The organism is Rhizobium sp. P2_G9 (assembly GCF_056403475.1).
The window spans coordinates 1-26,544 of the sequence record NZ_JBFUFK010000040.1 but is presented as its reverse complement, the minus strand read 5'-3'; the positions used below and the strand labels follow the sequence as shown (position 1 = coordinate 26,544).

Here is a 26,544-nt window from a genome sequence, read left to right as displayed (position 1 = left end):
AGAGGACGCATGACGAATTCGATCGCCATCGTGACAGGCGCCGCAGGAGACATCGGTTCTGCCATCGCGGCGCGGATGGGCGATGATCATGATGTCGTGCTGCTGGCCGATATCGACTTGAAGGCAGCCGAAACGGTCGCAGCGGCGCTGGGAGACAACAGGCAGTTCGTTGCGGTGGAATGCGACGTTACCAGCGAGGCAAGTGTTGCCGGACTTGCAAAACGCGCCACTGAACTCGGCCTGGTGAGGACGCTCGTCAACAATGCCGGTGCGGCGCGCGCCGTCAGCCTGCACGATACGACCCCGGCGATCTGGCGCATGGACAATGCGCTCAACCTGGAAGCGGCGTTTCTGTGCTTCCGCGCCGTGGAAGACATGCTGAAGGCTTCCAGGGGCTCGGTCGTCAACATCGCATCGATCAACGGCATGGCTGTCTTCGGCCATCCGGCCTATAGCGCAGCCAAGGCAGGGCTCCTGCATTTTACCCGGCTGGTCGCCGTCGAATATGGCAAGTTCGGCATTCGCTCCAACGCCGTAGCCCCCGGCACGGTGCGGACACATGCATGGGAAGCGCGCGCCGCCGCCAATCCCGATGTGTTTGAGGAAGCACGCCGATGGTATCCGTTGCAGCGGGTCGTCGATCCCACGGAGGTCGCCAATGCGGTCGCCTTCCTCGCCGGTCCGCAGGCGGCTGCGATCAGCGGCGTTTGCCTGCCGGTCGACTGCGGCCTGACAGCCGGCCAGGCCGAGCTGGCGCGCACATTTTCACAGTCCGAGCATTACTGAAGCCATGAACGAAAGCAGTGCTGGATATGAAGCCGATTTTCACTGAGCCGAGGTTTACATGGTGCGAATAGCCGTTGGCGGAATTCACACGGAATGCAGTACCTATTCGCCGGTGCTGATGACGATTGAGGATTTTCGCGTCCTACGCGGACCGGATCTCCTCGCCTCCGACTATTTCAGTTTTCTGGACGCGGAGGGGATCGATCATCTGCCGCTTCTGCATGCGCGGGCGGTTCCCGGCGGGCCGGTGTCGCGGCTCGCTTACGAGGCGTTCAAGGCCGAATTCCTGCAGCGCCTGAAGGCTGTCCTGCCGGTCGATGGGCTCTATCTTGCCATGCATGGCGCGATCAATGTCGAGGGTGTGGACGACGCCGAAGGCGATTGGATATCGGCGGCCCGCGCCGTGGTCGGTTCGGATTGCATCGTGGCGGCAAGCTATGACCTCCACGGCAACGTCAGCCAGACGATCGTCGATCAGCTTGATATCTTCGCAGCCTATCGCACTGCACCGCACGTCGATGTCCGTGAAACCATGGTGCGCGCTTGGTCAATGCTTGTTAGGGCGCTGAAAAGCGGGACGCGACCGGGGATCGCTTGGGCGCCGGTCCCCGTGCTGTTGCCGGGGGAGCGAACCTCGACCGAGGACGAACCGGCAAGAACCCTTTACCGCAGGCTTGTAGATTGCGATCGACGCAAGGGCATTCTGGACGCCAATTTGATGGTCGGCTATGTCTGGGCGGATGAGCCGCGTGCGACGGCGTGTGCCGTAGTAACGGGGACCGACAAGGCCGAGGCTGCGAGGGTCGCCGAAGAGATTGCGTTTTCTTATTGGAATGCCCGCAGCGATTTCCGTTTCGGCCCAGTGACCGGACCGCTTGAAGAGATGCTCGATATCGCTGCCAGCACACGAACTGCTCCGGTCATCGTGGCGGACTCCGCCGACAATCCAACCGGCGGCGGCGTCGGTGATCGCGCCGACGTCCTTCGGGCCGTGCTGGCCCGCAAATTCGGCAATGCGCTGTTTGCCGGCATCACGGACCGGCCAGCGGTTGAGATCTGCTTTGCCGCCGGTCGGGGTGCAACGGTGCCTTTGTCGATCGGCGGCAGTCTCGATCCAGCAAGCGTGCCAGTTCGTCTAGAAACCGAGGTGCTTCGCCTCGACGATCCGGGGCCTCCGGCCGAACGTCAAGCAGTCATCCGGGCTGGCGGCGCGACCATCGTTCTTGCCGCCCGCAGGCGCCCCTATCATGATCTCGCTGACTTCACGCGGCTCGGCCTCGACCCCCGCTCGGTGCGCCTGCTTGTCGTCAAGTCCGGCTATCTTTCGCCGGAACTTGCCCCTATTGCCAATCCGAACCTCATGGCGCTGACTGCCGGTGTCGTCAGCCAGGATATTGAAGGTCTGACAAGCCGGCGCCGGATGCGGCCCGTCTTCCCCTTCGACACGAATTTCGACTATCAGCCGCGAGCCTGTTTTTCAGCGTGCTGGCGAGGCTGACGGAAACATTTCGGGGCGCCGATCAGATTCCTGACCGGCATGACGAACATGAAGCCATGGGGATAAAAAAAGCGGCCATCTGTCGTCGCGGTTGTACTGGTGTCGGAGAGCTTGGTCGCGCGGTCCAGGGTCGAAACTAGATGGCGTTGACTTGTGGGTGGACTTATTTGAACCATTGAGTTGAATTGCGCGTGGGACGAAAGTGAGCACTCTCGGCTGTGACACGCTGCGGCTCGGTTGTCTTAGCGCAGACCAAAGGCATTCAAGAGGGCACTTTGCGTATCTTTAAGATTTCGGTTCTTGTCACAGGTCTCATGCTTTTTGCCATTGCGCAGTCCGCGTCAGCAGACCTGGAAGCAGTCGATACAAAGAATGTGATAACGGCCCTTAGGGCGGCCATCCAAGAGGACCAGTTAGCACTGGCCGCATGTAATCGTCAGAAAAATCCGAATACGTGCGCCACGCTTAATTCGAAGCTGGGTCATGAGCATTTCCGGCTGGCGACCCTCACGCGAGAAATTGGTTTATTTGAGAAGTCCGTTGCAGACTTCGATGCTGCGCTCGAAGTGTGGACAAAGAAAACCGATGGCGAACTTTGGGGCATGACCCAACTCAGCCGCGCCGACGCCCTAATGGCCGTCGGTGAAAACAGGACTGAAGCCCATCATCTGGAAATGGCGGTCGAGGCTTATCACGCTGCGCTTGAGGTATTTACTCCGACACGGCATGCCCGTCAGTACGCGGGTGCGCAGAACGATTTGGCAGAAACGCTGTTTGAGCTTGGGGCAATGGAACATACGCCGAGGCGGCTTCAGGAAGGGATCGTCTCGGCAAAAGCAGCGCTTGACACCTGGCAGCGTGTACAAGACCGAAGAAACTGGGTCATCACGCGGGCTGTTCTTGCGGCATCATACTTCTCTTTGGGAAATCTCACCAAGAACGACGAATATGTGCGTCAAGCTGTCGACATAGAACGCGCTGTGCTGGAAGTGCGTGACATCAAATTTGAAGCGCGTCAGTATGTCAGTTGGGCAGCAACGCTCGGCGAGGCCCTGACCGAGCTTGGAGTCCGTGAGCGAGATGTAAAGAAGCTCGACGAGGCCGCCGAGGTTCTTCGCCATGGGCTGACAAGGAACCTGCCTGATGGCGTCACCCCGTCGATGCAGTTTAATGCTGCACTACGAACACAATTGCAGGCCGATCTTGGGCTGGCTTTAGAAGAGCAAGCAATCATTAGCGTCAAGCCTCAACTTCTTTACGATTCGGTGGCGGCCTATGAGGCGAGCCTTCATGACTGGCCGCCGAAAATTGACACAGACAGATGGGCTTTGACCCAGGCGTCGTACGCCGATGCACTTCTGAAGCTCGCGGTGATATATCGACTCCCAGACCGCTTCCTGGCCGCCAATGCCGCATTTCGCGCCGCGTTGGGAGTCTTTTCGCCCGGGCATCTTCCGCAATATTATGTCCGCGCGAACAGTCAGCTTGGTACATCACTTCTGCAGCTTGCAATCGCAACTCATAAAAAGGAATACGCCGAGCAAAGTCTGCTGGCATTAAATGCCGCTTTGTCGGTCAGGCAAGGCGATCCGCAACTCCAATTTTTGATCGTTCGTGCGAAAGCAGAAGTGATCAAACTTCAGACGGTACCCTAAACAGACCTCAGGCGGCCTGTGGCTGTCCATCCGCACGGCGAGACTACCGCCGGACTTGATTGACAGTGTAGACGTTGGGCGGCAGCGTGGTCATTGAAACAGCCAGGATTATGTTCGGAGACAGGATTTGCCTGAGGTCTCTCCCTAGAACGACGTCGAAATGCCGTGCCCAACAATTCGTGGCGGCTCTTTCCTGAGGCCAAGCTGACCTGATGTGATGGACGGCCTCTGCTCCCGGCATCGCAATGTGCCAAAGTGCGGCTGTCGAAAGTCACATAAGGGAGAGCCGTCCATGGAGAAGATTACCACGATTGGTCTGGATATCGCCCAGCGGCATCGTAAACTTAACGGGCACGAGGCAGTCGTAGTAGCCCGGTTGCACCATGGCGGTTCACGCCCGAGCGATTTTTGCCCACAGGTTCATCGCCTCTGAACGCAGTTCGCGATGATGGCTGGGTGAGATGTCGTGGCGGGGGATGTGGAACAGGTTGGCGATCGGATCATGGATGGAGACGAAGCGCTGTAGATATCGCTGTGACTTGAAGCGTTCATGATCCATTCCCGTCGCCGGAATGGCTGGTGGGAGTTCTCCGCCCGATTGTTCAAGCTTTTATGCGAACAGTGTTCAACACCCGGTATGATCTCTCGCTTCGCGGCGGCGTAAGATCGCAGCTTATCGGTGATCATCACTCGCGGGGGGCGGCCTTGGCCCTTCAACAGCTTGCGCATCAGGCGCTTGGCTGCCTTGGCGTTGCGGCGACTCTGAACCAGAACGTCGAGGACGAAACCATCCTGATCGACGGCGCGCCAAAGCCAGTGCTTCTTGCCGCCGATCGAAACGACTGCCTCGTCGAGGTGCCACTCGTCTCCAAGCCGACCGGCTGAGCGGCGGCGAATTTCGCTGGCGAAGGCGCGGCCGAACTTCTCTGCCCAAAGGCGGACAGTCTGGTGTGAGACAATAATCCCTCGCGCCGCCAGCATGTCCTCGACCATCCGCAAGCTGAGAGGAAAACGGAAATAGAGCCACACCGCGTGAGCAATGATTTCAGCGGGAAAGCGATGGCGGCGGTAGAGCGGGTCACGGTCTGTCATGACCCGTCTTCTCACATCGAAATCCACGATTCGTTAAGTTGACTATGCCTTGCGGCCCGTAAATATCTTCGCGACAAGCCCACTGCGACAGACTCTGCCCCACCATTCACGCGACGCCCGCCTCCCGCCAACGTGGGTACCGATTGAAATTGATGGGATTCAGTTTTAATCGTTTCATGAAAACATGCGCGTATGCATGAGCGACTCGAGGATGCAATCGTGAAGACGGGACGGCGGCTTTCGGCTTCAATCGGGCGCAGGGCACAGGCGCGAGATGATCTTCCCGGAATAAGCCCGGTGGATATCGCCGACCACAACTCACGCACTGCGCTTGCCATGCTGCGCCGCTTCGGACCGCTCACGCGGCAGGAATTGTCAGCACGTCTCGGGCTGACCGAGCCGGCGATCACCGGCATCATGCGGCGTTTGCAGGATGCCGGCCTCATCGGCGAGCGCAAGCGGCAAACCGGTGGCAGATACAGCGCCGTGGAATTCATGCTCCTGGCCGATGGCGCCCATTCGGTCGGTGTCAATCTGACCACATCGGGTACCGAAATCGTCATCATGAATCTGGCCGGTGTCGTGGTTAGCCGGCGTAAGATCGGCGACAGTGCGGAAATCGGCGGGACTGTTGCCGCCATGCTCAGGGATGCCGGGATTCAGTGCGGCACGATCGGCAATGGCATTGCGCTTGGTGCGGGAACCGTTGTCGATCGGGAGGCGATCAGGGCATCGCTTGCGCCAGCTCCTGTTTTCTTTCTCGATGACACGGAAGCCGCCGTCATTGCCGAGCGCATGCTCGGCATTGGGGAACCCGAGGGCGGTCTCGTTGTCATCCTGATCGACGAGACCGTGCGGGCCGGATTGCTGATCGGTGGGAAGATCTTTCGCGGCATGCATAGACGCGCCGGCCAGATCGGCGCCATGCGCTCGGGACAGAGGCATGCCAGCCTTGACGAGGTGGCGACGGTAACCTCTCTCGAGCGCCATATCGCCGAAAAAGGCCCCGCATCCGTCGAAGACTGGGCAATGACCGCCGCCAGCCATCTTCTCGACTCGATCGTCGCCATATCGGGTTTCGTTGCCCCGGGCGCCGTGCTGATCGGCGGTTCGCTGCCGGACCATGTGATCGACATGATCATCGCCCGGATGATGCGGGAAAGGGAAAAGCAAAGCGCCTATTTCGTGGCTGCGCCCTGGATCCCTCCGGTCAATCGCACTTCTCTGCCGGGGGCCGGCATTGCCGCTGGCGCGGCCCTTCAGCCCTTCCTGGAGATTCTGTTGCCAAAGGTGCTTCCGCAGCCGCTCAACCCGGCCTGAACATCGGACGGTCAGTGCGCTCCGGCCTGCTGTTCCTTGGGTGGGCTGCTGAGCGGAACCCGGAAGCGTTGCGCCGCCTCGGCGGAGGGCAGGCCCAGCTTGTGCGCCAGCGGGATGGCGGCGGCACCAAGGGCTGCGGCATCTTCCGAACTTGCGGCGCGGTGCAGGGACGGCGCCTGTGCGCCGAGATGCATGATTTCTTCGTGCACATAGACCAGCAATTCGTCGATCAGCCGCACCGGGAACCGTCCGCCGATCAGCACGCCCTCCGGATCGACGATCATGCCGATATGCACGATGGCTTCGGCGATCTTCACGCTCACCTTGCGCAGCCAAGTGCTGAGAAGGCGCCGGCCATTGTCGTCGAGATCAAGCAGATCGGCCGGTGTTGCCACGTCGAAGCCGTTGTTCTTCAGGTAATCGAGCAGGATGAACAGCGAGAACATCTCGCCAAGCGGTCGGCTTTGCCCGGCAAGTGGTCCATCGTCGAACACGACCGGCAGCCAGCCGATCTCGCCGCCCAGGCCGCTGGCGCCCTTGTGACGAATGCCGTCGATGACCAGGCTGCCGCCCAGGCAGGCATTGGCGAGGATATAAAAGAAGCTGCGGATTTCGGTGCCCAGTCCGTATTCGATTTCGCCCAAGGCGGCGGCGTTCGCGTCATTGTCGATGAAGACCGGATGGTTGGACATGGCTTCCAGGGCGCCGCGCACATCGAAGCCGCTCCAGCGGCGGTAGTTCGGCGGCAGGCCAATCACCTGCACCTCGCCGAGCCAATCCGGGATGGCGAGACCGATGCCGGCCAGACGCGCCTCGCTGACGACCCTGCGACGCAGGAACGAGGAGAGCGCATCCTCCATCAGGCTGACAAAGGTATCCGGCATGATGAAGCGCTGCTCATGGTGGATCCGGCCGCGAACCGCTCCGGTGGCATCGACGGCGACAATCGTGAGGTGATCGCGATCGATGTTGGCGCCGATCGAAAACACGCCTTCCGGATCAATCTCCAGCTCGATCGCCGGCTGGCCGCGCAAGCCATGGCGGCGGCGGGCCTCGACGATCAGGCCCTCATCCAGCAGGCGATCGACGATGCGGGTGACCGCCTGCTTCGTCAGCCGCGACTGACGCGCCAGTTCAGTGCGCGAGATGGGCGCGCTTCGATGGATAGCACTCAGGATCATCGTGCGGTTCTGTACCGCCGCTTGTTCCGTGTTCGAACCCGCAAATTTCAAATCCGCCTCTCAGCCTTCTGTCTCGCCGCTGTGAGCGGCCACGGTCCCGGCAAACTAAGCCTTCATTGCCAGAAAAGATATTCATCGGGAGAACCTGAGTGCCAGCCGCCCACAACAGATCAGGATTTCGAAATCCGCCAGCTCTTGACCTCGAACGGGCGGAGGCCTTCGGTTGGCACATCAGGCATGGTTTCCTCAAGGATGCTCACCGGTCCCTCAAGGCGCCAGCCTTTGGGCAGACCGAGGGCAAAATCGCCGCGGCGTCCTGCGGGTTCGTATACGCGCACGATCAGTCCGTCTCCGTCCTCGCAAGGCTTGATGGCGGAAAGGGCCGCATCGATTCCGGAGACGGTCAGCGGTTGCCAGGCGCCGACTGCACGGCCCGAAACCGGAACGGCAAGAAGCGGCTGGTTCAGGTCTTCGGCTTCTTCCCTCACAGCGCCTTCATACCATGTGCCTGCGTGCGGCATCAGTGAATAGGTGAAGGATTGCAAGCCCTCGTCGGCCATCGGGTCCGGATAGATCGGCCCTCGGACCAAGGACAGGCCGAGGACATTGCCCCGCATGCTGTGGCCGTATTTGGCATCATTCAACAACGCAAGACCGAAGCCGGGCTCGGAAAGATCGACGAAGCGGTGCGCCGGTGCTTCGAACATCGCTGCATCCCATGACGTGTTGGAATGCGTCGGGCGCTCGACCACGCCGTATGCGCATTCGCAGGTGGCGCGGGCATTGCGGACGGCAACGCCGGTCTCGCTGCGGAGCAGCACGCGCCGGTCGTGCCAGTCCAGCTCGGTCAGGATGTCGAGCCGGCGGGAATTGGCGCCGAGCGACAGGATCTGGGTGATGCGCGAATGGCGCCACGTCCGGACAATCTTGATCGCGGCACGATGAGGACCGGATTCGATGATCTCAAGACTGTCGAATGTGGTGATTTCCTCAGAGCGCCTGGGATAATCCTCCTCGACATCCCATGCATCCCAGTTGCGCGGCTTGTCGGCAGGATAGGCGAGCAGGCGGTTGCCGACACCGTCCAAGGCCTCGCGCCCGGTGGGCTTGTGCAGGATGCTCGCAATCGAGCCATCGGCGGCGAGTACGACTCTCAGCACATCGTTTTCGAGGTGCTCCCGGCTCGCCGAAACGCCTGATTGCGGCGCAAGCGCCTCGTTCGGCAGGACAGCAATGCCGAGTGGCGGAAGACTGCCTTCGGCCGAGATCGTGCTGCCGTCGGCGAGGGTCAGGCGAAGCGGCCGTTCGGACAGTGACGGATTGACCACCAGCAGAGAACCGCCCGCACCGGCCGGTAACCGACTGGCGATCGCCGCCATTGCCGCATCCTGCGCCGCGCTTCCGTCGGCAATCGCCTGTTCGAGTTCATGCCTGGCGTCGTCATAAACCTCGGCGATCGACGAGCCGGGCAGGATGTCGTGAAACTCGTTTTTCAACACAGTTCGCCATTCCCGCTCCATGGACCGAGGGCGCTCGCTGCCGATGAGATGGGCGAGGCCGGCCAGCGTCTCGGCCGTGATCAGGCTGCGCTCGGCCTTGCGATGCAGGCGCTTTACGGCGCTCTGACTGGTCAGCGTCGCCCGGTGCAGTTCCAGGTAGATCTCCCCCTGCCAGACATTCAGTGTCTTTTCGTTTGCGCTCTGATGTGCGGCGTCGAAGAAATCGTGAACCTTGGTCCAGCGCGCTTCGGGAAGAGCCGGAAAAACACGCAGCTGTTTCTCGCGCGTAATCATTTCCGGCGTCACGCCACCACCGCCATCGCCGTAGCCGACGCAAAGCAGGGTCGTGTCATGCTTGTCCTTCTGGCGGAAATTCTTCCAGGTCGGAACGAAGCAGTCGGGCTGCACGAAGCCGTTATAGCCATGCATCGGATTGTCGAATGTGTGTGCCAGAACCCGGCTGCCGTCCAGGCCTTCCCACCACAAGAGATCGGCGGGAAAGCGGTTGGTTTCCGACCAGTTGACCTTGATCGTGAAGAAGCTGTTCATACCGCCCTGGCGCAGAAGCTGGGGCAGGGCTCCGGAAAAGCCGAAACAATCCGGCAGCCAGCAAACCGTGTGGCGCGTGCCGAAGGTTTTTTCGAAATAGCGCTGCCCGTAAAGGATCTGGCGGCTGAGGCTCTCCCCGGTCGGCATATTGGTGTCGGGCTCGACCCAGGTTCCGCCGACCGTTTCCCATTGCCCGGCCTGCACGCGCTCGACAATCTTTTCCAGCAGTTGCGGGTCGTCTTCGGCAAGCTGGGCATAGTAATGCGCGGTCGATTGATTGAAGCGGAAATCGTCCGAACCTTCCATCAGCGAGAGCGCGGTGTAGAAGGTGCGGCGCATTTTCCGCCGCGTCTCGCCATAGGGCCAGAGCCAGGCGAGATCGATATGGGCATGACCGGTCAGGGCGATCTTGCCTTGCGGTGGGAAGCGCTCGCGCAACCCCTTCAATCGTTCGATCAGTGCCTCATAGGCTGCGATCGCGGTTCGGCGCTGTGCATCGTCCAACCCTTCGGGCGATGCTTCCAGCGCCGGCAATTGCCAGACCTTCTGCTGCATGGGCGATGGAGCCATGCGGGCGATGTAGGCGGCGGTCGCCGAAGGCCAGTCGAGGCTATAGAGCGCATCTTCCGCCGCGTCGAGGAGATGCGGCACGACATCGTGGTTTTCCAGCACGGAAACCGCTTCGGCGATCTGCCGCAACAGCAGCCACAGTCGGTCCACGGCGTCATCCAGCCAGATGAATTCGGCACGCGCCAGCTTTGGCTCGCGCACAGGTTCGCCGAAAGGCAGGCGAGCAACGCTTTCGGAGGAGATGCGAACGTTTCGCGACGGGATCGGGAATTCACGATGATAGGGGTCGAGCCCATAGCTTTTGCCAGCGCCGTCCGCATCGGTGATAGTAATCAGGCTTTCGCCGCCAAGATCGAGGACGAGGCGGGTCTCGCTCAAAGGCCAGTCAGAGGGAGCCTCGGCGGCACAGGCAAAATGCACGGCCCCATCCTTTCGCGGCCAGGCCGAACCGATGGCGATCGACTGACCCTCAAAGCTCCATCCATCGATATGCGCCGTCTGCCGTGCGCGCCAAAATTCCAGCTCCTGGGCACGCTTCTGAAGGCGTTCGAGGCGTTGGGATGAGGTCAAAGTCATGATGAAATCCTGATGCTGTGATAGGGGTCAGCCCTTGACCGCGCCTGCGGTCATGGCGCTGAGGATGAGGCGTTGCAGGGATAGGAAGGCGACGATCGCCGGAACGACGGAGACGAGGCAGGCAGCTGCCAGAAGCTGGATGGAGGAATCGTTCTGCGTGCCGGCATATTGGAAAATGCCAACGCCGATCGGCGTCAGCGATTCCTTGGTGATCAGCAGGAACGGAACCAGGAACTGCGACCAGCCGGCGATGACGGCGATAATGAATGCGGAAGCCATGGCAGGGGTCGAGAGCGGCAGGATGATCCGCCAGAACACACCGAAGCGATTGCAGCCGTCGATCAGTGCGGCCTCGTCAAGATCTTTGGGAATGCCGTCTATGAAGCCTTTCAGGATCCAGGTCACCATGGGGACGACGAGGGCGATATACACCATCGTCGCGCCGAAATGGCTGTCGGTCAGGTGGATGGCGGCCATGTAGCGATAGAGCGGCACCATGATCACCAAGGGGGAGATCATCTGGAAGGCGAGCAGGACCATCATCCACGGGCCTTTGCCACGAAATTCGAACCGGGAGAAGGCGTAGGCCGCCGGAAGCGCCACGATCAGGCAGCCGATCGCGCTGGCGGACGATAGTTTCAAGGCATTCCAGAGATAGCCGGCGAATTTTTCGGACGAGAGGATGGTGATGAAATTGTCGAGCGTCGGCGCCTTGGGTATGAACCGGCTGACGCCAAGGAAAACTTCCTTGCGTGTCCGCAGGGCCAGAGACAGCAGCCAGAGCAGCGGCCAGGCAAAGAACAGGAAGGTCGCTGCCAGAAAGAGATAGCTGAGCGCATCGCCGAGGCGGTTTTGCGTCGATACCTTCATCGGCCGTCTCCTTTCGGCAGGAACCGGGCATAGATCAGCGCCAATGCAAGGCTGATCACCAGCATCAGGATAGAGAGGACCGAGCCGACGGCAAGGTCGTAATTGCGGAAGACGGCGTTGAATGTGTAAAGCGAAAGAACCTCCGTCGCCCGGCCTGGTCCGCCGCCGGTCAGGGAAATGATGGCGTCGAACGTGTTCAGCGTCTGGATCGTGATCAGGATCATGTTGACGAGAATGGCCGCACGCAATTGCGGCAGCGTCACATGAACGAGCTTTTGCCATGAACTGGCACCATCCACCTCGGCGGCCTCGTGAAGGACCGGATCGATCGCCTTGATCGCCGCATACATGACGACCATTGAAAAAGCCGTGCCACGCCAGACATTCGAGAGCACGACAGACCAGATCACCATGTCCGGATCGGACAGCCATTGAACCGGCGCGATGCCCACGGCGCGCAGGATGCTGTTCAGCCCGCCGAACGGCGCCTCGTTGAACAGCATTTTCCAGATGATGCCGCCCGCAATGCCCGGCACGACCCAGGCAATTAGCGCGGTCGTGCGCACGATGGTCGTACCGAACAGCAGCCGCGCTTCCGAACGCACCACCACCAGGGCGATGGCGAGTCCGAACGCCTGTTGGATGATGACGCTTGCCGAGGTGAAGACGAAGGTCACCCCAAGAATCTGTGGCAGTTCAGGCCGCATCAGCGTATCGACGATGGTATTCAGCGTGTATCGCCCGTCGCCGCCAAGCAGCGTCATGTTGGTGAAGGCCAAGCGAAACACGTCGAGCATCGGGTAGAGATAGAAGATCCCCAGAACCAGGATCAGCGGCATGAGCCAAGGCATGACGGCGGGTGTGTGCCGGGTCGCAATGCTGGAAACCATGACTGGACTCGCAGCTTCGGCGCTAATGTTCGTCATCGGCCCATCCGATTATCAGACATGCATGAAGCCCGGCGGCGCAGGTTGAATATCCGCTACGCCGCCGGATATTGTTACGACCGGCCGAAGGCGTCGAGCGAGGCTTTGAATGCTTCGTCGACGGCGGCGTCGGTCGGCTGGGTGCCGGTCAGCACCTTGCCCATCATGATTTGTATCTGGTTGGAGATTTCAGGGTAGACGGGTGCGCCGGGACGAGCCTGGCCGAACTTGAGCGCAGCCGCAAAGGTTTTGTTCGCCTCGGTGGAAAACACCTTGTATTTCTCATAGAAATCGGCCCGCGTCGGAAGCTGTTCCTGCAGCTCGTTTGCCGGACCCATATAGATCTCACGGGTCAGATCGGCGCACATCTTGACCTTGGCCTGGTCTTTGCTGAACGAGGCGACCGTCCAGCCACCGGTGCCGGTCGAACGCTCGTCTTTCGTCGGGCCGGGGAGGGGCGAAAAGGCCCACTTTGCAAATTCCGCCGGCTCCAGCGCGCTCTTGAGCTGCGCATATTGCCAGTTGCCGCCGACGAATAGCGCGGTGGTTCCGGCCGTGGCGGCGGCGTTGAAGTCGTCATAATTGCCGATGGTCGCAACGCGCTTGGGTGCGGCGCCGGATTCGACCAGATCGCGGTAATAGTTGACCGCCTTGATGAATTTGTCGCGGTTGGCACCCTCGCCGAAGACGGGCTTGCCGGCGTCATCTACGAGTTTGCCGCCCTGGGCCCAGAAATTGGCGAGCCAATCGAAAGTCGTTCCTTCATAGCGGCTGCCGTTGAAAAGCACGCCTTCCATGCCCTTTTTAGTCGAGGCAAGCGCTGCCTTCTTGAGTTCGTCCCAGGTCTGCGGCGCATCCGGAACGATTTCGGTATTGCGATAGAGGACGCGAAGGTCCGTGGACCACCACCAAGCATAGATCTGGCCGTCCGTGCCAGTAATGCCGTCGCGAATGAACGGGAAAAGCTGGTCGATCTCCTCCTTCTTAAAATAGGGCGAGAAGGATTGCAGCACGCCCGCTTTCTTGAACAACGGCAGGACGAAGGAATCGACCGCCGCACAATCCGGAGCGGTGCGGGCCTTTGCCTGTTCCAACATGCGGGCCTGTTCCTGGCCTATATCGCCCGACATCATCTGCAGTTCGATCTGCCATCCCGGATGATTGGCGATGAAGGCGTTGAAGAGCTTGGCATAGCCCGCCGCATAGACGGGTTCATTGTTGCGCGGCCCGTCGGTGGTCATGCGGAACACCAGCTTGTTGGGCGCATCCGCCGGGCCGACGGTATCGCCGGTAATGGTTTCCTGCGCGTGGGCGCCAAGCGGCAAGCAAAAGGCAGAGCCGGCGACAAGGGTGAGCGCCAATACATTTCTCTTCATGGAATACCTCCCAGGGCTCAAAGAGCGTTTCCGACCTGCGCTGCCTCCACAACAACGTTCTTCTCAGGTCGGTACGATTAGGTTAAATCACTTTTCTTTCCTGTCAAGTAGATGCTGAATCCTGAAGTCGTGCCCGCGAGCGCCGGAACCCGCTTCTGGTCTATCTCTGTTTCGTGCCGACAGAGTCTCTGCCAATGCCGCTCACGTCGGCGCGAATGCTTGAGCTTGTTCGAATGCAGCGCCTAGCCCTGCTGGATCCTGATTGGACTCCAGCGGAGTGCGCGCGCACCCCGACCGGCGCGCCTTATTTTGGAATTCCGCCTGATGAAAGAAAGCGGGCAGTCGCTGCGACACAGCTGCGTTCGATCCTTGAACCCACAGCTATTCCCGCAACGTGAACGAAATCAGTGCTATATGAATAAATGGGGCAAGGTCGACGGTTCAAGTCTCTTCAACTGCTGCATTCCTCCCGTTTGTTAAGAGCTGGTCGGGTTGGCGGTGTGATGGAAATATGCTTTCGCTTCGCTCCTGATCAGATACCCCTCCGTTGAGCATCAGTAGGTCAGTTCCGGTGACCAAATAGCAAAGGTTCTGCAGCGCCTGCGTGGCCTCTCGCCTCCCTCATGCCGCAATCTGGCATGTCACCTACTTTTGGTTTCTCGTTTCAATCAGCCGCCGTTTAGATTTCAAATGGTCATGCCTTGACTTTCAATCGGTCATCACCATAGTTTCAAACAGTCATCGAAAGGAATGAAGCTGTGGCGCTGTATCCAAGGCTCGTTGAGCAACGGGTTGTCGACGCCTTGTCAGACACCCGAGTCGTACTGATCGTAGGTCCCCGACAATCAGGAAAAACGACGTTGGCCAAGAAGATGGCTAACGAGGGGATGGAGTACTACACGCTGGATAATGCGACGACCCTGGACGCAGCGCGACAGGATCCAGTTGGCTTTGTAAGAGGTATGGATCGCGCCATCGTCGATGAAATTCAGCGCGCTCCCGAGCTGTTGCTGGCCATCAAGGAAAGCGTGGATACCGACCAGCGCCCAGGGCGTTTCCTCCTGACCGGTTCAGCCAATCTCATGATGCTGCCACGCGTGGCGGATTCGCTCGCAGGGCGCATAGAGGTCGTTCGATTGCTGCCGCTTGCGCAAAGCGAGATCAGAACTGCCAGCGCCAGCTTCCTGCGCGACGCCTTTCAAAACGAAGCTAAGGCCGGAGAACTCGTCGTCGGAGACGACCTGATGGCTGCGGTTCTGGCCGGTGGATATCCCGAGGCATTGGGCCGCAAAACCTTGAGCCGCAGACAGGACTGGTATGCGGATTATATCCAGGCGATCGTTCAACGCGACGTTCGCGATGTCGCGCAAATCGAGCAGATTGCTCAAATGCCGCGCCTGCTACGCATTCTGGCAGAGCATTCTGGACAGCTCGTGAACTATTCCGGAATTGGCGCCGCTATCGGGATGAACCACATCACAACGCAAAAATATGTCGGAATCTTCGAGAACCTGTTCCTCGCTCGAACCGTGCAACCCTGGTTTTCGAACAAACTGAAACGCCTGACCAAAACACCGAAAATACATTTCCTCGATTCTGGTCTTCTCGCATCCCTTCGTGACCTCTCTCTCGACCGCCTGCGCGACGACAGGGGTCAGTTCGGGGCATTGTTGGAGACGTTCGTTTTTGGCGAGATCCTTAAACTCGCGGGCGGGGGGCAAACTCACTTCGAGTTTTCGCACTTTCGTGACAAGCAACAGAACGAAGTCGATATCGTCATCGAAGACCAAAGGGGGAGGATTGTCGGTATTGAGATAAAAGCGGCAGCATCCGTCTCGAATTCCGATTTTTCGGGTTTGCGAATTTTGGCCGAAGCATCTGGAGAGCGCTTTGTTTCGGGCATTGTCTTGTACGACTATAACAAGGTGATTCCATTCGGTGAACGCCTATCCGCCGTGCCAATTTCCGCATTGTGGCATTAGCGCCCGGGAATTTCGCTTCAGTCTCCAGACCCGAGCATTCTTGAAAATTCGATGGTGTCGATCAAAATTGGCGTCAGGTTCGATTCCCTTCAACCGCTAAAAATTTCTCGTCGAATGATGGGTTGCAGGTGCTCGTTGCAGGAATTGCAGGTTCGAAGGTTCAAACTCCCTCCTATTATTTTGGGCCATTATGAGCTGGTCACGTTTTGCTTTGCCAACGATTGTTTGTCGGTCAAGTGGCGAACGTCGCTCCAAGTAGGAAGATCTCCATCTTATTCTACCAAAGTCGCACATTCCCGGGTTTTGCTTCGAATTTTCCCTTCTCAATTTTGAGGGCTACCTCCACGATGCGCAGGGCAATCGGGTGAGTTAATTTCTGCGGATTACGGCGTCCAGATCCTCGGCTTGTGCCGACGACTATCGCCAGGAGGGCAAAACCCGAGCCGCTTATGGAGATGAGATCGTTTCTCGGTTGGCCATACGTGAGCCGACGATCGTACGCCATCCCGCATGCTGCATGGCCGCCTTCCCAGAAGTAGGAAATCGTGGCGCGCTGGACTTTGTCGAGGATGTCGTTTGTCGAGGGGTGCTGCACGGCTACTCTGTCATCAGACGATTGACTGCGCGCTCGACGATGAGGTGGACAACAAAACGTCTGGCCTGATGACCTGGATAGGAACGCTCTCATTTTCAATGCGGCCAAACGGTTACGGCAATCTTTCCCACGTCGATCAATCGCGCGTCACCTGTTGGGCCTGCTCCGGTCTGGATACCTCGGGCAGCCGCACGGTGATCTAACCGCCGCGTTCAACCAGATGCGCACGCGTCGACGAAGGTTCGAACGCGTCGGCGAAATATTGCGTCTCATGCAGTACCAGTCCATTGCGGACTTCCATGATGCTCACCGCGTACGAGGGCACGCCGTCATAGCTCAGCACGAATTCGCTTATCCAGAGACCATCGCTGCCCAGGATCCGCCGAATCGTAAAGCGCTTCTTGTTTGGTTGCAGGCGTCGGCTCTCTTGAATATTCTTGCGACCGCGGATGCGCTCGCCGGACTGCGGATAATCGAGCACGGCGTCCTCGTGGTAGATTTTGTGCTCGGCATCGAAGTTGCTTTCATCGGCGGCCGTCCAATGCCGCTCCAGCGCTTCCCGCACTGCCCTGTCGTCCATTTCGATTTCCTCTCGAGATCCTTGAGCCAACATTCCAAAGGACTGCACCACCACGCAGTTTTCGCCTCGGAAGCTTGATGCATGGAACCTTTCATAGTGCGGGTCGCTCGCCGATGACTTTCTAGGTTGCCGCCGGTTGGTGATCGAAGCGTTCCGCTAGTTCGTCAACCAGAACGCGCTTGTTTTCCGAATAGTCGATGGGCACGACCACAACGTGAACTCCACCAGTGGCGAATGCGTTCTCCAGCGCTGCCTTCTGATTCCTCACATCGCTGACGCGCGTGCCCTTGGCTCCATGTGCTTCGGCAAAGGCGACGAAGTCCGGATTGGTGAATGTCATGCCGAAGTCGGGAAAGTGGTCGATAGCCTGCTTCCAACGGATCATCCCGTAGGCATTGTCTTCGATGATCAGTACGACGAGATTAAGCTTCAACCTGACTGCTGTCTCCAGTTCTTGTGCGTTCATCATGAAGCCACCGTCGCCGCAGACAGCCATGACGCGGCGCTCAGGGTAAAGCAGGGAGGCCATCATGCCGGACGGCAAGCCTGCGCCCATCGTGGCCAATGCGTTGTCCAGCAGCAGGGTGTTAGCCATTCTCGTACGGTAGTTGCGCGCAAACCAGATTTTGTACATTCCGTTGTCAAGCGTGACGATACCATCGTCGGGCATGACTGCACGGATGTCATGAATGAGCCGCTGCGGTGTCGGCCGGTCCTCGGTCGCCCGGTCAGCGATCCTGGCGAGGATTCTTTCTCGCAGGGACAGAAGCGCCCGGGCATTCTTGAGCTTGCCGTCGATACGGTCTCCGAGGAGCTTCAGCGACGGGCCGATGTCGCCGACGACTTCGATTTGCGGGAAGTAGACCTCTTCGACGCGCGCCGGCTGATAGCCGACATGTATGACTTTCGGACCGCCGGATCCCATGATGAAGGGCGGCTTTTCCACGGTGTCGTGACCTATTGTCAAAATGACATCGGCCCTTTCGACCGCCTCGTGGACGTAGTCTTTTTCGGTCAGTGCTGCCGTCCCGAGATAGAGTTCAGTGCCGCCCGGCACCGTGCCTTTGCCCATCTGCGTGTTGAAATACGGTATTCCTGCGCGCACGACAAAGTCGGCAAGGTCCGAGGTCGATCTTGGCCTCGATGCTGCCGCGCCGAGCATTGCCAACGGTCGTTCCGCGGCAGCCAGCATGGCGGCAGCCCGGTCAAGCGCGGCGGCGCTGGCGACCGGCAGTTCGAGGTCATGTGGAGGAATCATGCTCGGATCACCACCATCCTCCGCAGCGATGTCTTCGGGCAATTCGAGATGGACGGGACCGGGCCTTTCTTCCTGGGCAAGTCTGAACGCCTCACGCACGACCGTCGGGATGGTTGATGCGGAGACGATCTGACGGGAAGCTTTGGTAAGTGGTCTCATCGTCGCGACGATATCGACGATCTGAAACTGCGCCTGGCGCGACGAAAGAATGCCCTTCTGGCCGGTGATCATGACCATCGGCATCGCGCCGAGAAGCGCATAGGCGGCTCCGGTGGTAAAGTTGAGAGCACCTGGACCAAGGGTCGCCAGGCATACGCCCGGCTTGCCTGTCAGCCTGCCGTAGGTCGCGGCCATGAAGGCGGCCGCCTGCTCATGTCGTGTCAGCACCAGCTTGATCGAGGATGCGCGAAGTGATTCCACGAAGTCGAGATTTTCCTCGCCCGGAATTCCGAAGACGTACTTGACGCCTTCGTTCTCAAGTGCGCCGACGAGTAGGTCCGATCCTTTGGCCATGGACTATCTCCTTTTCAAGCATCATGCTCCTGGCAGCGCAGTTTTGGAACCATCGCGTTGAATGAACGGTCAAAAGTGTTGCCGTCAACAGCTCTGAAAGAGCATCCGGTCGACCGATCAATTCTCAACAAGGCGGCGAAGCCGGCCGTTCCGGGTATCGATGGCAGTTCGCACGCCGGAATAGGCTACTCGAAATTCAGAACGCTTCGCGCGCTCGGACTTTCGGCGGTGGTGCTGACGGGGCTGCCGATTGCCGAGCTGCTGGTGCTCTCCGTGTTTGCAGGACTGGTCGGCGTGGAGCTCGGCTATCTAATGCGTCCCTCCTGCTACCCGGCGGCGGCGCCACGCTCCAGGGCCTCTACGGAGCGACGCTGCCGGGCACGTTGACGCTCAGGCCGGAATGGTCGGCGGCTGGGCTCGGCACTGCGGTTCTCGGCGCTTTGGGCCCCGCTGGGCGAAGTTTGTGGCAGGTCTTGAGACTGCCACTGCTTGCGCCGGCGCGGCCTCGCGCATGGGCGATGGCCTCGGGCAGGACCAGGCGGATGCAGGCTGTCGCGGCCGCTCACCTCCTGGCATCAGCCGCCATTCTCGTCCAGTTCGGCTCGGGACTGATCGCAGGCCTCGCCGTGCTCGGCGCATTGCTGCTCGGGTCGGCGCTGCTGCTGCCCGTCGCGCTCTCCCTTCTGCTGGCCAGATGCGCAAGCTTGCGTTCCTTTTGGCACTTCCACGTCCTCAACTAAGGCGTATCTATGCCGGAGACGAACGGAGTACTCTCGCGCAGCCGCCGCACCAACTGTCCGTCGCATTTGAGGGTCTCGCCATCGACGACGGCCAGATGAGCACAGACGATCAGCTTGCGATCATGGTTCTTTCCTTGCGCGGTCGGAGACCCTGCGTCAGGTCACGATTTGAAATTAAGTCACGCAGCCTCATGCCATAGCCGGAAACGCGGCCGAAATTGCACTTGATTTGTTCTCTATATGTTCATTGGATGGTGTCCGGCAAGCGGCGGGTCTGCACGGACGCATTTCCGTAGGAGCAATTGTCCCTTTGACTGGAACGAAAGTAGACGCCGACCGTTGATCTGAGTTGGAGCAGCCGCGCAAAAGATAGTGCTCACTCCCAGGAGACTTCCATGGATATCACCACAATTCTCGTAATCGTGCTCATAGTTATATTAATTGGCGGCGGCGGCTTGTATGGTCGGGGACGTTGGTACTGAGCAGGTAGGCCTGTAACATGTTCCGCGTCGTGACAGCGCTGGCGAGATTTACTTATGGCGAATCGATTCAAAGTCGGCGACCGCGTAGGCTGGAATTCCGAGGCCGGGCGCGTCAGCGGTACAATCACTCGCGTCCACGCGCGCGAGTTCGATGTCAACGGCTACACGCACCATGCGACAGTCGACGCGCCGCAATATGAGATTAAGAGCAGCAAGACCGAACATGTCGCCTTCCACACAAGCTCGGCGCTCACCAAGCTTCGCGACTGACACTCCTGCCAGGCGTGATCGATGACAGAAACGATCGCCCCATGCCCACGCCTTTCCGGCCTTCCTCGCCCGAACCTCTTCGTGCCCGTCTCAGCGATGCGGACAATCGCATCCATCTCGACCACTGGATGCCGCCGCAGCGTGGGATTTTTCCGCGCATCCGGATCGGGAGCCATTGGTTCAATACGATCTGGGCACTGCCGATTGGCGCGGCGGCGCTGTTCTGCCTGATCGCGCTGGCGCAAAGCCTGCGCGAGCTTCCGAACGTCGCGGTCTTCATTCAGAACCATCCGGGCATCGCCCAATCGGCGCCGTCGGTCGACTCGGGATTTCCCTGGTGGCTGCAGCTCCAGCATTTCCTGAACATGTTCTTCATGATGTTCATCATGCGTGCCGGCCTGCAAATTCTGGCCGATCACCCACGACTCTATTGGAGTCGTGACTGCACGCCGGGCAGCGACTGGTTCCGCTTCCAAGTGCCGGTGCCAAAGGGGCGGATTTGGACCGCCAAGGATGATTCCGTCACACTACCGACTTGGCTCGGCATTCCTGGCCTTCGCCATACGCTCGGCTTGTCACGATGGTGGCACTTTTCGATCAACCTGCTGTGGCTGGTCAACGGCATCGTGTTTTATGCGCTGCTGTTTTCAACCGACCAGTGGCGCCGGCTCGTGCCATTGACCTGGGAGGTCATCCCAGCGACGCTCTCCACGGCGATCCAATATGCCTCGCTAAACTTTCCGGTCGATGAAGGCTGGACCCGCTATAACGGCCTCCAGCAGTTCAGCTATTTTATCACCGTTTTTGTTGCGGCGCCCGCCTCGATCGTCACCGGGCTGATGCAGAGCCCGGCAATCTCCAACGCGTTGGGCTGGTTCGGACGGCTGTTCAACCGGCAGATGATGCGATCGATCCACTTCATCTCGTTCGCATGGTTCGTCGGCTTCATTCTGGCGCATGGCGCCATGGTATTCGTCACCGGTATTCGGCAGAACACCAATCATATGTTCGGCGGCGTCAATGATGCGTCCTGGATGGGGTTTCCCCTGTTTCTACTTGCGATGGCCATCATGACAACGGCCTGGCTTGTTGTCTCACCTCTTAGCATCCGCCATGCACGTCTCGTACAGAGTACGGGCGCTTTCATGATCGGCTGGCTCATGGGGCTGACCGAGGGCTGGGATCCACGCTCCCAACTCACGAAGAAAGATATTTCACCCTATTTCTGGCCGAACGGTACCATGCCGAACTCGAAAGAGTTCGACGATCTCGTGGCCGAGAACTTCGCGAGCTACAAGCTAAGGGTCGACGGGCTTGTTGGGGCGCCGCGGGAGTTCTCGTTGGCCGACCTCAGGGCGATGGCAAAGCAGGAGCAAATCACGACGCATTTCTGCATTCAGGGCTGGTCGGGCGTCGCCGAATGGGGTGGCGTTCCCATGCGCGATATTCTCGACCTGGTGAAGCCGACACCGAATGCCCGTTACGCAGTGTTCTATTCCTTAGCTGACGGCGCCGATGGCGGCCGATACTACGACGTTCATAAGATCGGGAACATGCGGCATGAGCTGACGATCCTCGCCTATGAGATGAATGGGGCGCCGCTCAGCATTCTGCATGGAGCGCCCCTGCGGCTACGCTGCGAGAACGAGCTCGGCTTCAAGATGGTCAAATGGGTCGTGGCGATCGAGTTCGTTCATGACTTTGCCGACCTCGGCGCCGGGCAGGGCGGCTACAATGAGGACCACGAATTCTACGGTTACCGCATGCCGATTTGATCAATCGTGGGAGCGACAGTTGTGATCGAATGCAGCCCAATTAATCTGTCAACCATTAAGCTGCAGACAACCTGACAACGCCGTGTGCACGCTTGGTCTTGCATTCACACTCCGACTGCAACTGTCCCGCCCGATTACCTGCTTCCCTTCATTTTGGACTGATCGAAGGCGCGGGGTAAAATAGTTACTTTTCCTCGACGCGACCCTGCGAACTTGCATACATTTCGAGTGCCTTGCACGCATTCGACCATGCAAAATCCTCTGCATAAAGCGCCGAATGCAAATACGCCCAGGTCATTCGCTGCACCACAGCCAGTCGATCCGGGTTCTCGTCATCTGTCTCTTTCGCGTCATAACCAGCGATCCCGCCCAGTCCGTGTTTTGCGCCGAATAGGGTAAGCAGGCCGTCACTGCCAGGACCGTGGTAATAAGGGTCGGTGTGCCACTCGGCACCGCGTACGGTCAAATGCGGCGAACCGTCGCTATCACCAACGACCACCAGGGTCCTTGTCGTCATGTGTGAGTAGTCGGGGTTCATCGACGTATAGTGATCGGCAGCAAACTTGCTCAGACTGTCACCGCCATTTCCGGGTGCGGCCAATAGCACACCCGCTGTGATACGCGGCTCGATCATGCTTACGTTCGTTGCCGTCTCGTCATTAGTATCGGTCAATAATGCACCGAGGAGCAAGCCGACCGTTTGCCCTCCTAGAGAATGTCCAACCGCCGCGATCCGGCTCCGGTCCAGGCGACCTGCGATCAATGGAACCGAAGCTTCGATCTCATCAAGCTGGTCAAGGATAAGTTTCATATCCTGGACACGCGACCGCCAGAATAATGGCCCGCCCGGTGCATCCGGTCCAAGTCCGGCTACCTTTGAATTCGCATGCGTGGGCTGAATAACGACGAAGCCGTGTTCTGCATAGAAATTGACGAGAGGACCGTAGCCATCTTTCGATGGAAGATAGAGCGATGGCCCATGTCCATGTGATAGCAGAATGATGGGCAGGTTGCTGCCCGACAACGGAGCGGTGATACGCATTTGGAGAGGCAGCCCGCGTTCCGGGGCCGCCAGCGTCACAGGACTCACTGAGACGGTAGGAACGGCGTTATTGATGGGAATGTGACGGGCCTCGTTGATCAGGTTGTTCATAAAATTCTCTCTGTTTCCGTGTGGCGAGACCGAAGCGGCCGGCCTATATATGATAATCGGAACCGCGATCCGGAAATATGCGGATCAACGTTCCGATTATGAAATGATATACGGAACATTGATCCACTTAACAAGTGCATGGCGAAGACATTGGTGAAAAAGTCGATGACGGAGGCACAACTGCCGGAAGACGTGGAGACGGCGAACGCTGACAACAGCCAGCAGCACAGACGTATACGCGCGGATGCCCTTCGCAACGAGGATGCCGTGCTGGAAGCTGCAAAGGTGGTATTCAAAACCTCCGGGGTCGATGCACCAGTCAGGGAGATCGCGTCCAAAGCAGGCGTTGGGGTTGGCACACTTTACCGACGTTTCCCAAATCGATCTGACTTGGTGGCAGCAGTGTTTCGCCGGGAAGTTGACAGCTGTGCCGCGCAAGCTGCCTTGCTGGCGTCCGCGCATTCCCCTGACCAGGCACTCATCGCCTGGCTGAAGCACTACACGGATTTCATAAGCACCAAACGGGGTCTCGCAGCCGCATTGCATTCAGGCGATCCGGCTTTCGATGCCCTGCCTGGCTATTTCAGGTCGAGTTTTGAACCGGCTCTCAAAACGCTGCTTAACGCGGCGGCGGAAGCCGGACATGTTCGCAACGACATTGCGCCCTACGATCTGCTCCGTGCGATCGGTAACCTCACTGTAGCTTCCGGTGAAGACGCTGTAGCGCACACGGCGAGCATGGTCGGCCTCTTGATTGACGGTTTACGGTTCGGTGCTGTTGCCGGAAGTAAGTCGTAGCTCGCACTGGCTCACGACGGTGGAGGTTGTCACCTTCTGACAAGCGACTGCACCGAGGGATATTCTCGGTGCAGTCACTGCCCATGTCCGCAATGGGCCAACCCGGTGTTCCACGTTCGAATTATGCCAAGCTTTCAATCCTGGATTACCGGAAATCTCGGGCTGCAGGAGGATGCTGTCGCGTTTGTGAAGTCCGTGCTGGATTGTTGGGCACCAGTTTTCGAGGAGCTGTGTGAGCGTGCCCACGGCCATCTGCCGTTCCACAAGATTCTTCGGCACATAGCCGGTGCGCGGCCGCCTTCAATCTGAATGGCCAGCCGTTGGCCTTCATATCGCTTTCAAACCTGCGACAAGGGCTACCACCTGCCTTCCAATCTGTTCTCTGGTGATCCGTCGCCGCACAATGATCATTCCCCAGTAGAGGGCTGACGGGACCAGGTCCAAGGCCAGTTCGGCATCGATCTCCTTGCGAACCTCCCCCCGTGTGACGGCACGCTCGATCATTTCGATGCCGGCTCGGCGTCGTCCGCCTGCCAGCTTGTCCAGCAGGGGGACAAGTTCGCTCCTGCGGGCTCCTTCGGCATAAATGTCGGGAAGGATGCGCCTGATAAGTCGATGCCTGAGCGCCCGTCGCATCATCAGGAGATAGGCTTCCAGTTCTTCCGCCAGCCCACCCCGGTCGGAAACATCGGTCAAGGCCAGGCCCAGCCGCTCGACGGCCTCCGAGGCAAGAGCCAGTTTCGAGGGCCAACGACGATAGATAGCGGCCTTTCCCGCACCCGCCCGCGCCGCAACACGCTCCAAACTCAATCCGGTGTATCCATGTTCGGCCCACTCTTCGAAGAAAGCGCGATAGAGCGCGTCCGTCAGTTCGGATCGCATGACGGCGGCCCCGGTAGGCTTTCTTCTATTTTTTTCGTCGATACTATTGCGTTCCATCCAGATATCTCCTTATATGGACGGAACGGTATCGTTCTACAAGCAAGGAGTAAAGACCATGACGACAAACACCGACCTCTTTCCCAGTCTTTCGGCACTGTTGGGGCAAGCTCTGGGAGACCTGCTCGCCCCTGAGGCCAAAACCTTCCTCGACATGTGTGCGGACGACATTCTCTTCGAATTCCCCTTCACACCGCATGGCGGGACCGCGAGGCTCGACGGCAAGGCGGCGCTCGAGGCCTATCTTCCGACAGTCGGAAGTTTGATCACGATTGAGTCCATGACGCTTGGCCGCGTCCTTGTTTCGGCCCAGCGCGACGCAGCCGTGATCGAGTTCAGCTGCAAGGGGCACGCCAATCAGACTGGCGCTCGATATGACCAGGACTATGTCTCCGTAATTGACCTGAAGGACGGCCGGATCGCTCGTTATCGCGACTACTGGAATCCGCTCATTGTGCTGGCGGCTCTGGATGGTGCGTATGCAGCAGGTGAAGCCCAGGCTGAGGGTACAAAACATGTCGGCTAAGGTTCTCGTTATCGGCGGCACGGGAAAGACCGGACGCCTCGTTGCCAAAGGGCTCAAGGAACGTGGCGTCGCGCACCGGATCGGCACGCGAACGCCAACTACTGAAACAGACATTGCCTTCGACTGGCAGCAGCCGGAGCTTGCCCAGCGCGCATTCGACTCCGTTGAAGCCGCTTACATCGTCGCGCCGACGAACAGCAGCGACCACGGGACAATCGTTCCGCCCATTCTCGACATCGCGCGCTCTGCTGGCGTTCAGCGTTTCGTGCTTTTGAGCGCGTCGTCGCTTGAAGCCGGTGGGCCGATGATGGGACAGATTCACGCCTATCTGCAACGGAAGGCCCCGGAATGGACGGTCTTGCGCCCTACCTGGTTCATGCAGAACTTCTCTGAGCAGCAGCACCTTGCGACCATCCGGGACAACAACGCGATATACTCTGCGACGGGTGCCGGGAGGGTCGGATTCATTGACGCGAGCGATATAGCCGACGCGGCCGTCGGCGCGCTTCTTGCCGAAAGGTCATGGAACGCGGACTTCATTCTGACCGGGCAGGAAACGCTGTCATATGCAGACATGGCCGCCAAGCTCTCCACGGCGCTCGGGCGCAGGATAGAGCATGTCAACCTGACCGTTGAGCAACTCGCGGACCGATACCGGCAAGGCGGCTTGGACGAAACTTATGCGCAGATGCTCGCCGCGATGGACGCAAAGATCGAGCAGGGCGGCGAAGATCGCGTAACCGATGGTGTCGCCAGGATGACGGGTTATGCGCCCACGACGGCCGATGCCTTCATCCTGCTGAACAAACCACGCTGGGAAAAGGAGTAACATGCAGAGTACGCGCTGTCGGCGAAGGCCTTGTCGATGGCAAGCTCCGCTGACCCTGTGAACCGCCCCGGCTTTGCCGGAGACCGTTTGGTTTAAGTTATGCGGCCACGGCTGGTTCGTCCAGCATGGCGTAGTATCGTTCTTCGGCTTCAGCTGGTGGAATATTGCCGATGGGCTCCAGAAGTCGTCGATTGTTGAACCAATCC

General features: G+C 59.1%; 21 protein-coding genes and 1 pseudogene. 12 read left to right on the top strand and 10 right to left on the bottom strand.

Going from position 1 to position 26,544, the window contains the following annotated elements; all coding sequences use genetic code 11:
- Nucleotides 1–9 precede the first annotated feature (9 nt).
- From AC1DYF_RS28660 to AC1DYF_RS28650, 3 genes are all read left to right on the top strand, one after another.
- On the top strand, nt 10–786 hold the full coding sequence (locus tag AC1DYF_RS28660; protein WP_477880784.1) for an SDR family oxidoreductase: 777 nt from the start codon (nt 10–12) through the stop codon (nt 784–786).
- A gap of 61 nt (nt 787–847) precedes the next feature.
- Complete coding sequence (locus AC1DYF_RS28655) at nt 848–2,284, top strand: M81 family metallopeptidase (protein ID WP_477880860.1); 1,437 nt, start codon at nt 848–850, stop codon at nt 2,282–2,284.
- A 275-nt stretch (nt 2,285–2,559) separates the two neighbouring features.
- On the top strand, nt 2,560–3,939 hold the full coding sequence (locus AC1DYF_RS28650) for a hypothetical protein (RefSeq protein WP_477880783.1): 1,380 nt from the start codon (nt 2,560–2,562) through the stop codon (nt 3,937–3,939).
- A 391-nt stretch (nt 3,940–4,330) separates the two neighbouring features.
- On the opposite strand, the pseudogene AC1DYF_RS28645 reads toward AC1DYF_RS28650, so the two are convergent.
- A pseudogene (locus AC1DYF_RS28645) lies at nt 4,331–5,031 on the bottom strand (IS6 family transposase).
- Nucleotides 5,032–5,250: 219 nt separating this feature from the next.
- Here AC1DYF_RS28645 and AC1DYF_RS28640 point away from each other — a divergent pair.
- A complete protein-coding gene (locus AC1DYF_RS28640; RefSeq protein WP_477880782.1) occupies nt 5,251–6,351 on the top strand; it encodes an ROK family transcriptional regulator in 1,101 nt (366 codons plus the stop codon).
- Nucleotides 6,352–6,362: 11 nt separating this feature from the next.
- On the opposite strand, the gene AC1DYF_RS28635 is transcribed toward AC1DYF_RS28640, so the two are convergent.
- From AC1DYF_RS28635 to AC1DYF_RS28615, 5 genes are all read right to left on the bottom strand, one after another.
- On the bottom strand, nt 6,363–7,532 hold the full coding sequence (locus tag AC1DYF_RS28635) for an ROK family transcriptional regulator (RefSeq protein WP_477880859.1): 1,170 nt from the start codon (nt 7,530–7,532) through the stop codon (nt 6,363–6,365).
- A 170-nt stretch (nt 7,533–7,702) separates the two neighbouring features.
- Nucleotides 7,703–10,726: an alpha-mannosidase gene (locus AC1DYF_RS28630; RefSeq protein ID WP_477880780.1), complete on the bottom strand. Its 3,024-nt coding sequence runs from the start codon at nt 10,724–10,726 to the stop codon at nt 7,703–7,705.
- Nucleotides 10,727–10,753: 27 nt separating this feature from the next.
- On the bottom strand, nt 10,754–11,596 hold the full coding sequence (locus AC1DYF_RS28625) for a carbohydrate ABC transporter permease (protein WP_477880778.1): 843 nt from the start codon (nt 11,594–11,596) through the stop codon (nt 10,754–10,756).
- Nucleotides 11,593–12,522, bottom strand: a complete 930-nt coding sequence (locus AC1DYF_RS28620) for a carbohydrate ABC transporter permease (RefSeq protein ID WP_477880776.1) — start codon at nt 12,520–12,522, stop codon at nt 11,593–11,595. Before AC1DYF_RS28620 ends, AC1DYF_RS28625 begins: the two co-directional genes overlap by 4 nt.
- A gap of 74 nt (nt 12,523–12,596) precedes the next feature.
- The gene (locus AC1DYF_RS28615) at nt 12,597–13,898 is read right to left on the bottom strand and encodes an extracellular solute-binding protein (RefSeq protein ID WP_477880774.1); all 1,302 of its coding nucleotides are present in this window, start codon (nt 13,896–13,898) and stop codon (nt 12,597–12,599) included.
- A gap of 758 nt (nt 13,899–14,656) precedes the next feature.
- Between AC1DYF_RS28615 and AC1DYF_RS28610 the strand changes: the two genes are divergently transcribed.
- Nucleotides 14,657–15,880, top strand: coding sequence for an ATP-binding protein (locus tag AC1DYF_RS28610; RefSeq protein WP_477880772.1), 1,224 nt, complete (start codon nt 14,657–14,659; stop codon nt 15,878–15,880).
- A 794-nt stretch (nt 15,881–16,674) separates the two neighbouring features.
- On the opposite strand, the gene AC1DYF_RS28605 is transcribed toward AC1DYF_RS28610, so the two are convergent.
- Nucleotides 16,675–17,055 (bottom strand): nuclear transport factor 2 family protein, encoded by a 381-nt coding sequence (locus AC1DYF_RS28605; protein WP_477880770.1) that lies wholly within the window; start codon nt 17,053–17,055, stop codon nt 16,675–16,677.
- Nucleotides 17,056–17,176: 121 nt separating this feature from the next.
- On the bottom strand, nt 17,177–18,826 hold the full coding sequence (locus tag AC1DYF_RS28600) for an acetolactate synthase large subunit (RefSeq protein ID WP_477880768.1): 1,650 nt from the start codon (nt 18,824–18,826) through the stop codon (nt 17,177–17,179).
- A 57-nt stretch (nt 18,827–18,883) separates the two neighbouring features.
- Here AC1DYF_RS28600 and AC1DYF_RS28595 point away from each other — a divergent pair, with 57 nt between their 5' ends.
- The 4 genes from AC1DYF_RS28595 to AC1DYF_RS28580 all read left to right on the top strand — a co-directional run bounded on the left by AC1DYF_RS28595 (nt 18,884) and on the right by AC1DYF_RS28580 (nt 22,093).
- Nucleotides 18,884–19,213: a hypothetical protein gene (locus AC1DYF_RS28595; protein WP_477880766.1), complete on the top strand. Its 330-nt coding sequence runs from the start codon at nt 18,884–18,886 to the stop codon at nt 19,211–19,213.
- A gap of 155 nt (nt 19,214–19,368) precedes the next feature.
- Nucleotides 19,369–19,566 carry a hypothetical protein gene (locus AC1DYF_RS28590; RefSeq protein WP_477880764.1) on the top strand — a complete coding sequence of 66 codons (198 nt, stop codon included), beginning with the start codon at nt 19,369–19,371 and terminating at the stop codon, nt 19,564–19,566.
- 536 nt (nt 19,567–20,102) lie between these two features.
- Complete coding sequence (locus AC1DYF_RS28585; RefSeq protein ID WP_477880763.1) at nt 20,103–20,318, top strand: hypervirulence associated TUDOR domain-containing protein; 216 nt, start codon at nt 20,103–20,105, stop codon at nt 20,316–20,318.
- A 41-nt stretch (nt 20,319–20,359) separates the two neighbouring features.
- Entirely contained in the window at nt 20,360–22,093 is a 1,734-nt protein-coding gene (locus AC1DYF_RS28580) for a molybdopterin-dependent oxidoreductase (protein ID WP_477880761.1), read from the top strand.
- A gap of 184 nt (nt 22,094–22,277) precedes the next feature.
- Here the strand turns inward: AC1DYF_RS28580 and AC1DYF_RS28575 are convergent, their stop codons facing one another.
- A complete protein-coding gene (locus AC1DYF_RS28575) occupies nt 22,278–23,246 on the bottom strand; it encodes an alpha/beta hydrolase family protein (RefSeq protein ID WP_477880759.1) in 969 nt (322 codons plus the stop codon).
- A gap of 138 nt (nt 23,247–23,384) precedes the next feature.
- Here AC1DYF_RS28575 and AC1DYF_RS28570 point away from each other — a divergent pair, with 138 nt between their 5' ends.
- Nucleotides 23,385–24,044 (top strand): TetR/AcrR family transcriptional regulator, encoded by a 660-nt coding sequence (locus AC1DYF_RS28570; protein ID WP_477880757.1) that lies wholly within the window; start codon nt 23,385–23,387, stop codon nt 24,042–24,044.
- A 327-nt stretch (nt 24,045–24,371) separates the two neighbouring features.
- On the opposite strand, the gene AC1DYF_RS28565 is transcribed toward AC1DYF_RS28570, so the two are convergent.
- On the bottom strand, nt 24,372–24,926 hold the full coding sequence (locus tag AC1DYF_RS28565; RefSeq protein ID WP_477880755.1) for a TetR-like C-terminal domain-containing protein: 555 nt from the start codon (nt 24,924–24,926) through the stop codon (nt 24,372–24,374).
- A 115-nt stretch (nt 24,927–25,041) separates the two neighbouring features.
- On the opposite strand from AC1DYF_RS28565, the gene AC1DYF_RS28560 reads away from it, so the two are divergent.
- Both AC1DYF_RS28560 and AC1DYF_RS28555 read left to right on the top strand, forming a co-directional pair.
- Nucleotides 25,042–25,509, top strand: a complete 468-nt coding sequence (locus tag AC1DYF_RS28560) for a nuclear transport factor 2 family protein (RefSeq protein WP_477880753.1) — start codon at nt 25,042–25,044, stop codon at nt 25,507–25,509.
- Nucleotides 25,463–26,338, top strand: coding sequence for an NmrA family NAD(P)-binding protein (locus AC1DYF_RS28555; RefSeq protein WP_477880751.1), 876 nt, complete (start codon nt 25,463–25,465; stop codon nt 26,336–26,338). Before AC1DYF_RS28560 ends, AC1DYF_RS28555 begins: the two co-directional genes overlap by 47 nt.
- Nucleotides 26,339–26,544: the final 206 nt, after the last annotated feature.